Raw genomic sequence first — 11,416 nt, 5'->3', positions numbered from 1 at the left:
GCACCTCGCGCTCCGGGGCCGCTGGCCGCCCTCCGCGTTCGTGCTCGCGCTCGGGGTCCTCGTCGCCGTCCCGCTCGCCGCGCCGGCCGCCATCCGGCTCCTCGGCCGCGCCGGGCGGCCCCAGCGGCTCGGGGTCGCGTACGGCGCGCGCACGCTCGGGGCGAGGCTCGGCTCCTCGGCCGTCGCGGCGGGGGCGCTCGCGGTCGCGGTGGCGATGCTCGCCGGGGTCACCGTCATGGTCGGCAGCTTCCGCGGCTCCGTGGAGCGCTGGCTCGACGCGACCCTCCGGGCGGACGTGTTCGTCACGACGCCGTCGTGGCGGCGCGCGCGCAGCGACGCGACGCTCGCGCCGGAGGTGGTCGCGCGGCTCCGGCAGGCGCCGGGGCTCGTCGCGGTCGATCTCCTCCGCCAGGTGCAGGTCCAGGCGGCCGGCAGGCGCATCTCGCTCTCCGGGATCGACGGCGCGCTGCCCGGCGGCGAGCGGCGCTTCGCGCTCCTCGCGGGAGACCCCGCCGCGGTGATGGCGGCGCTGCGGAGGGGCGCCGCGCTCGTCTCCGAGCCGCTCGCGCGGAAGGCCGGCCTCGCGCCCGGGTCGCGGCTCGCGGTGCGCGGCCCCGAGGGCGAGATCGCGCTGCCCGTCGCGGGGGTGTACCGCGACTACGGCACCGAGGGGGGCGCCGCGCTCGTGGACCTCTCCACCTTCGCGCGCCTGTTCGGGCCCGGCGCCCCGTCGAACGCCGCGCTGTACCTCGCTCCCGGCGCGGATGCCGAGGCGACCGTCCTCCGGCTCCGCGCGGCGCTGCGGGACCACGCGCTCCAGATCCGCTCCAACCGGACGCTCCGCGCGGAGGTGCTCGCGCTCTTCGAGCAGACGTTCGCCGTGACCCGGCTCCTCCAGGTGATGGGGCTCGTCATCGCGGCCGCCGGGGTGACGCTCTCGCTCCTGGTTCTCGCCCGCGAGCGGCGCGGCGAGCTCGCCCTGTACCGCGCCCTCGGCGCCACGCGTCCGCAGCTCTTCACGGTGTTCCTCGGACGCGGCCTCGGCATCGGCGTCGTCGGCCTCGCGCTCGGCGCGGCCGGCGGCGCCGCGCTCGCGCTCGTGCTCGTCGAGGTGGTGAACCCTGCGTTCTTCGGGTGGAGCATCGCCCTCCACCCTCCCTGGGCCGCGCTCGCAGGGCAGGCCCTCGCGATCCTCGCCGCCGCCGCCGCGGCGAGCCTCTACCCGGCGCTCACGGCGAGCCGCACCCCGGCGGCGGAGCTCTCTCGCGATGCGCTCTAGCCCCCTCGCCGCGCTCCTCGCCGTCGCGCTGGCCGGCGCGCCGGGGTGGCGTCCGGCGGATCCCGCGCATCGCTGGGAGCTGCCCCGCGATCACCACGCGCACCCGGACCACCGGAACGAGTGGTGGTACTTCACGGGGACGCTCGCCGTCGTGGACGCTCCGGCGCGCCGGCTCGGCTACCAGCTCACCTTCTTCCGAGCCGGGCTCTCCCCGGACCCGCCCGCGCTCGACTCCGCCTGGGCGGCGAGCCAGGCGGTGATGGGCCACGCGGCGGTGACCGACCTGCGCTCCGGGAAGCACGTCTTCTCGGAGGTGCTCTGGCGCGCCGCGCCGCTCCTCGGCGGCTTCGGCGCGCCGTCCGATCCCGTCCTGGCCTGGGCGCGCGCGCCCGCGGGCACTCCGGGGCGCTGGACGCTGCGGCTCGAGGACGGCGCGTTCCACCTCGCCATGCGCGACGACGCGCGCGGCATCGCCTTGGACCTCGTCGCCCGCCCGTCGAAGCCCCTCGTCCTGCAGGGGCCGAACGGCTACAGCCGCAAGGCGGCGCAGGAGGGCTACGCGAGCCTCTACGCCTCGTACACGCGGCTCGCGACCGAGGGGACGGTGACGGTGGGCGCGGAGACGCTGCGCGTGCGCGGCGAGAGCTGGATGGATCAGGAGGTCGGCTCGTCGCAGCTCGCCCCCGCGCAGGTCGGCTGGGACTGGTTCAGCCTCCGGCTCGCGGACGGGCGCGACCTCATGCTGTACGTCCTCAGGCGCGCGGACGGGAGCGTGGACTGGCGGAACGGGACGCTCGTCGCGCCCGGCGGCGCGTCGCGCGTGCTCGCGCCGGAGGAGTGGAGCGTCACCGCGCTCTCGACCTGGCGGAGCCCGCGCGGAGTGACGTACCCGGCCGGCTGGCGGATCGAGGTGCCGCGCGAGGGGCTCCGGCTCGTCGCGGCGCCGGAGGTCGCCGGGGCGGAGAACCGCTCCGCGCTGGCCGGCGGCATCTCGTACTGGGAGGGGCCGGTCCGGCTCACGGGCGCGGACGGGCGCGCGGCGGGCGAGGGGTACGTCGAGCTCACCGGCTACGGCGAGGGTACGCGGCCGCCGCTCTGAACGTCCACGGAGGGTTGCCGCACGCCCCGGCGACGGCTGGCGCGTCGTCGCAGGCGGCTCGCCTCGTCGGCGGGTCGCGGAGCCGGGCGGAACCCCAGAGGGCGCCGCGCCGGGGGGCGACGCCCCGGTTACCGTCCAGGGATATGGCGCAGCCGGACGAACTCGCCACCACGGGCGCCCTCGCCGCAGCCGGCGCCGCCGCCATCGCGGCGAGCTTCGAGGCATATCAGGACGAGCGGGTGCGCATCACCGCCCGGGCGCGCGGCCGGTTCGAGGCGAAGGACTGGGCCGGCGGCCAGGCCGACGCGCGTGAGCGGCTGGATCTCCGCGATCGGCTCGTGAACGCCTGCGTCGGCACGGTGCGCGCCGAGCTCGGCGCGGCGGCGCACGATCACCCCCTCTGGCGGAGCATGAAGGAGCTCTACGAGGCGCGGGTGGCGGCGCGGCCGGACCGGGAGATCGCGCAGTCGTTCTTCAACTCCGTCACCCGGCGTGTGTTCGTCACGGTGGGCGTGGATCCCGCCATCGAGTTCCTGGCGGCCGACGGTCCGGCGGTCCGCGAGGGCGGCGTGCCCGTTCATCGGAGCTTCCGGCGCGAGGTCACGACCGAGGCGCTCCTCCGCACCGTCCTCCGCGCCTACGCCTTCGCGGTCCCCTACGAGGACCTCGAGCGCGACGTGCGCATCGCGGCGGTCGAGCTCGACGCGCACCTGCGCGAGCTCGACGACGGCCAGCCGATCGAGACGGTCGAGCTGGTGACGTCGGTCTTCTACCGCGGGAAGGGCGCCTACCTCGTCGGGCGGCTCCGGCGCGGGCGGTTCACGACCCCGCTCGTCCTGGCCCTGGTCCATGGCGCGGGCGGCGTGGTCCTCGACGCCATCCTCCTCACCGCCGAGGACGTCTCGATCGTGTTCAGCTTCACGCGCTCGTACTTCCACGTGGAGGTGGAGCGACCGCGCGAGCTGGTGGCGTTCCTCTCCACGCTCATCCCGCAGAAGCGGGTGTCGGAGCTCTACATCGCGCTCGGCTTCAACAAGCACGGCAAGACCGAGCTGTACCGGGAGATCGCGCGCCACATCGCCGCCACCGGCGAGTCGTTCGTGCCGGCGCGCGGCGACAAGGGGCTCGTGATGAGCGTGTTCACGATCCCGGGGCTCGACGTCGTCTTCAAGGTCATCAAGGACGAGTTCAAGCCGCCCAAGCAGACGACGCGCCGCGAGGTCATGGACAAGTACCGGCACGTCTTCCGCCACGACCGCGCCGGCCGGCTGGTGGACGCGCAGGAGTACGAGCACCTCGCGTTCCCGGCGGACCGCTTCTCGCCCGAGGTGCTGCGCGAGCTCCGGGAGGAGTGCGCCGGGAGCGTGGAGATCGGGCCGCGCGAGGTCGCCGTGCGGCACCTCTACGTGGAGCGGCGCGTGACGCCGCTCAACCTGTTCATCCGCGAGGCGGACGAGTGGACCGCGCGGCAGGCGGTGCTCGACTTCGGCCGCGCGCTCAAGGATCTCTCCGCGACGAACACCTTCCCGGGCGACCTGCTCCTCAAGAACTTCGGCGTGACGCGGCACGGGCGCGTGATCTTCTACGACTACGACGAGCTCACGCGGGTCACGGACTGCGTGTTCCGCGACCTGCCCACCGCCTCGGGCGACGACGAGGAGACGAGCGGGGAGCCCTGGTTCTACGTGGGGGAGAACGACATCTTCCCCGAGGAGCTGCTCCCCTTCCTCGGCCTGACCGGGCGGCTGCGCGAGGTCTTCCTCCACGCGCACGGGGACCTGCTCACCGGGCGCTACTGGCGCGGCATCCAGGAGCGGATCCGGGAGGGGGAGATCGTGGACATCTACCCGTACCGCGAGGAGCAGCGGCTCGTGCACGGATATGCCTAGCCGTGCTCAGTCCGCGGCGGTCCGCTCCGTCTGTCGCGTCGCCAGGATGGCGCGATCGATCGCGTCGCCCGTGCAGAACCAGGAGAAGAGCCCGCCGGCGCGCCGCGCCGACTCGAGCGCGGGGAGCGCCGCCGGGTCGCGCAGCTCGCCGAGGAGCTCCGCCGCCGCGCGGCGCGAGCCGCAGCTCTGGGCGCCGGCGAGGAGCTTCCGGGCGTTCTCGCGGAGCGCCGCGTCCTCGCGCAGCGCCGGGCGGGCGGCGAGCGCGACGCGGTAGCGCCGCAGGCACTCACCGCTCGCGCCGCGGGCGCACGCGACGTCGCCGCGGAGCTTCTCGACGAGCGGATCGCCCGGCCGGCTCCTCGCGGCCTGGTCGACCCGGGCGCGCGCGTCCGCGAGCCGGCCGCTCCTCAGGAGCGATGCGACGTCGCCTGCGAGCGCCGCCTCGCTCCGGGGCAGGTACAGCGCCGCGAGCGCGAGGGCGGGGAGGGCGAGGAGCGTGAGGCGCCGTGGAGAGGCGACGAAAGCGCGAGCGAGGCCCGGCGCCCGGGTGAGCGCGACGAGGATGGCGGGCGGGAAGGGGCGATGGGCGGGGGTCGGAGATGGGGTCGGGGTCGCGGTCGCGGTCAGGGTCGGGGTCGGGGTCAGGGTCGGGGTCGGGGTCAGGGTCGGGGTCGGGGTCAGGGTCGGGGTCGGGGTCCGGGTCGCAGTCGCGGTCGCGGTCGCGGTCGCGGTCGAGGTCGAGGTCGAGGTGTGCAGCCCCGTCGTCTGCGCGGCCGCAGCCGCCGCCGGGAGCGAGGCCGCGCTCGCGGTCGGCTCCCCGAGCCTCGCGCTGCCCAGCACGACGCGGAGCTCCTCGGCGAGCTGCGCCGCGGTCGTCCGTCTCCACGCGCGCCGGGAGAGCCCGCGGGTGACCGCCGCGGCGAGCCCGGCGGGAAGATCGGGGCGAAGCACGGCGAGCGGGACCGGCTCCTCGTGGAGCACGCGGCGGATGGCCTCGAGCGGCGTCTCGGCCGGGAAGGGCGGACGACGGGTGAGCAGCGCGTAGATCATCGCGGCGAGCGCGAACGCGTCTCCGCCGCGGGACGGCGCGCCGCCGCGGAGGAGCTCGGGGGCTGCGAAGCCGAGGGCGGAGGCGGCGGCGGGATCGGCGGGATCGGGGTGGAACGGCAGCTCGGCGTCGACGAGCGTCACGGACCCGTCCGCCGCGACGACGACGTTGCCCGGGTGCAACCGACCGTGCACGCGGCCGCGCCCGTGCAGAACGAGGACGGCGCGGGCGAGCGCGCCGGCGAGGTCGAGAGCCGCGGCGACCGGCGGCGGGGCGGCGAGCACCTCGGTGAGCGTCCGGCCCGGCACGAACGGGCGGAGGAGGTGTGCGGCGCCCTCGTGCTCCAGCACGGCCGCCGAGGCGCCGGCGCAGGCGCGCGCCCGGCGCTCGAGCTCTCCTCGTCCGACGCCCGCCCGGCGGAGCACGGCGAGCGTCCCGGCCGCCTCCGCCCGCACGAGCAGCGTCCGGCCGGGGCGGAGCACCGAGACGAGGGCGTGGCCGGGCATGGGCAGGGTTCGCGCCGCCGCGCCCCCGCTCGCCGTGATCGCCTCGCGCGCCGGAGTCATGGCCGGCCGCTCAGGGGAAGAGCAGCGACGCGGTGAGCGCCGCCTCGAGCCGCGTGTACACGTCCGCCACCCGCTCCGCGCGCGCCTCGCCGCCGACCCGGAGCCGCTGGCCGACGCGCTGCGCGAACGCGAGCCGGGCGTCGCCGCCGGCGCGGACTCCACCTCCCGCGCCGCCCACGACCTGCAGCGCGGGCCCGGCGTCGAGCGAGAGCCAGCCGCGCGCGCCCGCCTCGCGGGTCACGGACAGGCGTGGCGAGGCCGAGACGAAGAGCGGCGGCGAGAACACGCCCGGAGCGGCGTCCAGCGGGTCGCTCGTCGCGGAGAGATCGCGGGCGTGGTGGAGGGCGTCCGCGGAGACGCCCGCCGCGATCGCGAACCCGCGGGCTCGCGTGAGCGCCCGATCGACGCGGGCGCCCAGGCCCGCCGCGAAGACCGGCGAGATCCGCTCGGCGGAGATGGATCCCGCGCGCGCGGTGAGCTCGACCCGCGTGGCGCTGCCGCCTGCCAGGCGAAGCTCCACGAGGTTGTCGCTCGCCGCCCCCACGCGCGCGTCGCCGGCGCCCTCGCCGGCGTAGGCGCGGAAGGAGTCGAGGCGCGAGGCGCGCCGGAGCTCCAGCGAGGCCCGCCGGTCCTCGGTGGCGCGCTGGAGGGCCACGCCGCCCGACAGTCCGGCGGCCCCGCGGCGCACGCCGTCGAGCGCGCCCCGCAGCTCGAGCCGCGTCCCCGGCGACGGGCGCCACTCGCCCTGCACCCTCACGTCGGCCCCCGAGGCCTCGGCGCCCGCCTCCCCGCGCGCGACGGCGAACCCCGCCTCGACGGCGCTCGAGGTGAATGGCGTCGGCTCCGCGGCGCCGGACACGAAGGCGCCCACCCGCGAGAGCCTCGCGCCGCCCGGCTGCGCGAGCACCCGCGCGCCGCCGCCCGCGGCCGGCTCGCGCCCCACGCGGAGCGAGCGCTCCAGCGCGGCGACGTCCGGGCGCGCCGGGCCGTACCGCTCGGCGAGCTCCCCGTGCGCGAGGGCGCGGTCGGCGTCGCCGTTCCAGGCGAAGGCGTGCGCGAGGCCGCGGTGCGCCTCCGCGTCGTTCGGCGCCTCGGCGAGCACGGTCTCGTAGACCGCGATGGCGTCCTTGCTCGTCTCCCGGCGCGCACCGAGGACCCGAGCGAGGCCGACCCGGGCGCGCCGCGAGCGCGGCCGCTCGCGCAGGACCGCCTCGTACTCGCGGCGGGCGGCGTCGGCCGAGGCGGGATCGGCAGCGAGCACCTCGGCGTACTCGAGCCTCGTCTCGGGGGAGGGCCGGAGCGCGAGCGCGCGCGCGTACTCGCCGCGCGCCTCGTCGCGCCGCCCCGCGCGGGCGAGCGCGCGGGCGCGGCCGAGCCGCAGATCGGGATCGTCGGGGTGGCGCTCGAGGAGCGCCGCGTAGCGCCCGGCCGCCTCTCCCGCCCGGCGCGGATCCTCGGCCGTGATCCGGGCGAGCTCGCGCGCGGCGCGCTCGTCCCCGGGGCTCGCGGCGAGGCGTCGCTCGAGCTCGCGCACGGCCTCGTCGCGGTGGCGGCGATCCCAGAGCAGGAGCTTCAGCCACTCGTCGCGCAGCGCCGCGTCCTCCGGCGCGCCCGAGAGGAGCGTCCGGTACTCCGCGAGCGCCTCGTCGAGGGTGGCGCGGTCGCGCCCCAGGAGCCGCGCGAGCTCGTGGCGGCGCGCGGGATCGTCCCGGCGGCCGAGGCCCATGCGCAGGTACCTCACCGCGTCCTTCGAGCGGTACGCGTACCGGGACCACTGCAGCAGGCGGGCTTGCTCGAACGCGAGCTGCCAGTCGTCGGGGAAGCGCGCGAGGTGGCGATCGAGCTCGGCGACGGCGCGGTCCGTCTCGCCGTTCTGGAGCAGCGCCCTGCACAGCTCGTGGGAGGCCTCGCGGCTGTTCGGGTTCAGCTCGAGCGCCTTGCGCCACGCCTCGATGGCGGCGCCGTAGTTCGCGATCTGCATGTTCGCGCGGCCGCGCGACAGGTACCAGGACTCGGCGAGGCCGGCGCGCGCCGCGGGCGCGAGGGCGAGCGCGGCCGCGATGATCGCGGTGCGGATCGAGGGGCTCATGCTGGATCTCTCTCGGGTCTTTGCGAGGGCTCTCTAGGCGGCAAGGTATTCATGCGCCTCGCCGCCCGGGAGCGGGGCGGGCAGGAAGGCGAGCCCCGCGCGCCACAGCCCCGGGAGCACCCGGCGTGCGTGCGCGACGCGCACCCAGCGCACGCCATCGCGCAGCACGACGGGCAGGGCTTCCGCCGGCGGTCTCCCGAGGAAGAGCGCGCCGAGCCCCCCCGGCGAGGTGTCGAGCACGACGCCCCGGACGCGCCGGGAGGCCCCCACCCACGCGAGCCCGCGCAGCGTCCCGCGGCGGGGCGCCAGGCGACGGCGCGCGCGGAGCGGCAGGAACGCGCGGACGATCCCGGCGAGGAGCTGGAGCGCCATCGCGACCTGGCTGCGGGTGCGCCCGTCGTGGGCGCCCGCGAACGCCTCCTCGGCGGAGAAGGCGATCCGCACGAGCGCGCGGCGCGACTCCGCGGGGAGCCCCTCGAACGCGAGGCCGGCCCGGGCCGTCCCCTGCACCTCCTCGCGCCAGGCGACGCGGGCGCGCACTCGCAGCGGCTCGGGCGTCACGAACGAGAGCTCGACCTCGGCGGGCAGGGTCGCGCCCGCGGGCAGCCGGAGCGCCGCGCCGGTGAGGGAGAGGTCCACCGTCTCCGCGGAGAGCGCGAGCCCCGGCGCCTCGACGCGCACGGGCACGCGCCGCCGCACGCGCTCGTCCTCGCGGCGCTGCGGCCGCTCCCACGCGACGAGGAGCGCCGCGAGCACGGCGGCGAGGTTCGCGCCGGCCCAGAACAGGTTGAACGCGTACGCCTCGACCTCGATCCCGAACGCCAGGAGCTCGAACGCACCCTTCCCGAGCGCGACCGCGGCGAGCGCCGCGGCAGCGATCGTGAGCCGCGAGGAGGACGCGTCGAACCGGCGGCGGTCCGACACGATCCCCTTGGGCGTCACCTTGAACCCGAGGCTCTTCGGCAGGAGCAGGTCGAGGGTCGCCCGGGCGAGCGGGAAGGCCACCGCGGCCTCGTAGACGGTCCCCCACAGCAGCCGGGGCCAGCCGGGGAGGAGCGCGTTCGCGGCGAGCGTGGAGAGCAGGAGGTGGGGGACGAGGTACGCGAGGAGGACGGGGAGGTCCGCGAAGAGCGGGTGGAGGTGGAAGAGCAGGTACCAGAGCGGCGTCAGGAAGAAGGCGACCCGCGCCAGCGGGAAGAAGAAGTACCAGAGCGAGGCGAAGTAGCCGACGCGGTGGCGGAGCGGGAGGCCGCGCTCGAGGAGCGGGTTGTCCTTGAAGAAGATCTGCAGGCACCCCAGCATCCAGCGGCGCCGCTGCACGAGGTAGCTCTGCACGTTCTCGGCGGAGAGCCCGACGGCGAGGTCCTCGTCCACGAACGCCGAGCGCCAGCCACGCGCGTGCAGCTTCTGGCTCGTGTGGATGTCCTCGGTGATGGAGAGCAGGTTGAAGCCGCCCACCGAGGCGATGGCGGCGCGGCGGAACACGGCGCCCGAGCCCACGAAGAACGCGCCCCCCCAGCGATCGCGGCCCGCCTGGATGGCGTGGTTGAAGAGGTCCGCCTCGTTCGGCACGGCGGGGCCCGTCCCGAACGCGCGCTGGAAGACGTCGGGGTTGTAGAAGTGGTGGGGCGTCTGGACGACGCCCATGCGCGCGTCGCGGAAGTGCGGGACCGTGCGCTCGAGGAACGCGGCGCTCGGCACGTGGTCGGTGTCGAACACCACGACGAGCTCTCCCGCCGTGAGCGAGAGCGCGTTGTTGAGGTTCCCCGCCTTGGCGTGCCGCTTCGGCCCGGCGATGTACCGCGCGCCGTGCTCGGCGGCGAGCCGCGCGACCGACTCGCGGTGCGAGTCGTCGCAGACGTGGACGGTCATCCTCGAGTAGCGCATGGCCATGCAGGCGGCGAGCGTCTTGTCGAGGATCTCGAGCGACTCGGAGTAGATGGGGACGAACACGTCCACGGACGGTGCGTTCTCGCCCGGCGCGAGCGCCGCGGGCGCCTCGCGCCGGCGCCGCGAGACGCCGACCTGCACGACGAGGAGGAGGACGGTCGAGAACGCGTACGCCTCCGCGGCGAGGAGCGACAGGCTGATGACCGGCCCGAGCGGCTCGACGAAGTTGAGCGTCTCGCGGGCGCGCCAGCCCAGGTAGCGCGCGGAGAGGGCGACCGCGAGCGCGACGAGCCCCGCGCGAGCCCAGGTGAACCGCCTCGCGAGCGGCGCGAGCGCGAGGGCCGCGAGCACCGGCAGGAGCGGGAAGCGCTCCTCGAACGGGCTCCAGTCGATCCCGAGCAGGAACGCGAGCGGCTCGTCGAAGCGGCGCGTGACGCCGAGCTCGAGCGCGCGCCCGAGCCAGAGCCAGTTGTGCAGGTAGTAAGGGGTCTCCTCGCCCGCGAGCGCCCGCTCGAAGATCGAGTCGAGCTTCCCCTCGCGCAGCCCGGCGGCGAGCGCCGGGTCCTCCACCGCCGCGAGGGCCGCGACGGAGGCCATGTGCGGCTGGCCGTCGAGCTCCGACAGCGCGCGGCCGCCGGGGGTGTAGCGATCGCGGAGCCGCCCCTCGGCGCGGAGGGCCTCGCGCGGGAAGGCGAGCATGCGGGCGCGCAGGTCCGCCTCGCCGCGCCTCCCGAACCAGCGCGCGTCGAGCGCGACGCGCCAGAAGATCGGGACTGCGTCGTAGCCGAAGACCTGGGGCGCGCCGCCCCCGGGCTTCTCGAGGAGCAGGGCGCCGGACCGCGGATCCACCCAGATCCGCTCGGGCGGCAGCACGAGCCCCTTGTCGAAGTAGAGGAAGCGGAGGACCTCGTAGCTCCCGCGCACGAGCTCCTTCCACGGGTGGGCCGGATCGACCTCGGCGAAGACCTCGTAGGCGTAGGGGGCGAGGTAGGCGACGTGGATGGTGGGGTAGCGCTCGCGCGGCGCCCAGTTCCCGCCGGTGGGCAGGAACCTCCCGCCTGCCTGGATCACCTCGCGCGCCCAGACGTCCGCGAGGAGGCGCCTCGCCTCCTCGAGGTAGCGCGCCTCGCCGAACCGGCGCGACGCCAGCACGAGCGCGAGGGCGCTGTCCTGATCCGCGTCGGTCGCGGCGTTCCGATCCTGGACGCCGTCCTTCCACTTCCAGGCGAGGAGCCGGTCGTCGCGGACCTGGAGGTTCTCGCGCGTCCAGCGCCACACCTCGTCGAAGGTGGCGCGATCGCCGGCCCACACGGCGCGGAGGAGCGCGTACGACTGGCCCTCGGAGGTCGTGATGCCGCCCTCGTCGCGCTCCACGACGCGGCCGCGCTCCACGTGCGCGTAGCGATAGAAGCTCCACAGGGCGGAGAGCTCGTCGCGCTCGCGCGCCCGGGCGTCGCGCGCGCGGCCCGCGTCGCCGTGGCCGCAGGCGAGGAGGGCGGAGAGGGGGAGGAGGAGGATCCAGGCGAGGTCCCGCATGCGCCCACGGAGGGTGGGGG

At 76.3% G+C, this 11,416-nt stretch carries 6 protein-coding genes; 3 read left to right on the top strand and 3 right to left on the bottom strand.

The window, feature by feature from the left end; all coding sequences use genetic code 11:
• The 3 genes from MNZ29_RS01965 to aceK form a co-directional block, all read left to right on the top strand.
• Positions 1-1,279: ABC transporter permease (locus tag MNZ29_RS01965; RefSeq protein ID WP_242352537.1), on the top strand; the 1,279-nt coding region annotated here is incomplete at its 5' end.
• The gene (locus MNZ29_RS01960) at positions 1,269-2,378 is read left to right on the top strand and encodes a lipocalin-like domain-containing protein (protein ID WP_242341056.1); all 1,110 of its coding nucleotides are present in this window, start codon (positions 1,269-1,271) and stop codon (positions 2,376-2,378) included. The genes MNZ29_RS01965 and MNZ29_RS01960, both read left to right, overlap by 11 nt.
• Positions 2,379-2,521: 143 nt before the next feature.
• Positions 2,522-4,267: a bifunctional isocitrate dehydrogenase kinase/phosphatase gene (aceK, locus tag MNZ29_RS01955; protein WP_242341055.1), complete on the top strand. Its 1,746-nt coding sequence runs from the start codon at positions 2,522-2,524 to the stop codon at positions 4,265-4,267.
• 6 nt (positions 4,268-4,273) lie between these two features.
• Here the strand turns inward: aceK and MNZ29_RS01950 are convergent, their stop codons facing one another.
• Genes MNZ29_RS01950 through MNZ29_RS01940 form a run of 3 tightly spaced genes read right to left on the bottom strand, consistent with a single transcriptional unit; the run spans position 4,274 to position 11,396 of the window.
• Positions 4,274-5,881, bottom strand: a complete 1,608-nt coding sequence (locus tag MNZ29_RS01950; RefSeq protein WP_242352535.1) for a serine/threonine protein kinase — start codon at positions 5,879-5,881, stop codon at positions 4,274-4,276.
• Positions 5,882-5,891: 10 nt separating this feature from the next.
• Positions 5,892-7,970, bottom strand: a complete 2,079-nt coding sequence (locus tag MNZ29_RS01945) for a tetratricopeptide repeat protein (RefSeq protein ID WP_242341053.1) — start codon at positions 7,968-7,970, stop codon at positions 5,892-5,894.
• A gap of 33 nt (positions 7,971-8,003) precedes the next feature.
• The gene (locus tag MNZ29_RS01940; protein WP_242352533.1) at positions 8,004-11,396 is read right to left on the bottom strand and encodes a glycosyl hydrolase family 8; all 3,393 of its coding nucleotides are present in this window, start codon (positions 11,394-11,396) and stop codon (positions 8,004-8,006) included.
• Positions 11,397-11,416: the final 20 nt, after the last annotated feature.

Origin of the sequence: Anaeromyxobacter sp. SG64, assembly GCF_022690745.1 — a bacterium.
Classification (GTDB): domain Bacteria; phylum Myxococcota; class Myxococcia; order Myxococcales; family Anaeromyxobacteraceae; genus Anaeromyxobacter; species Anaeromyxobacter soli.
This window is presented reverse-complemented; position numbering and strand designations above follow the sequence as displayed.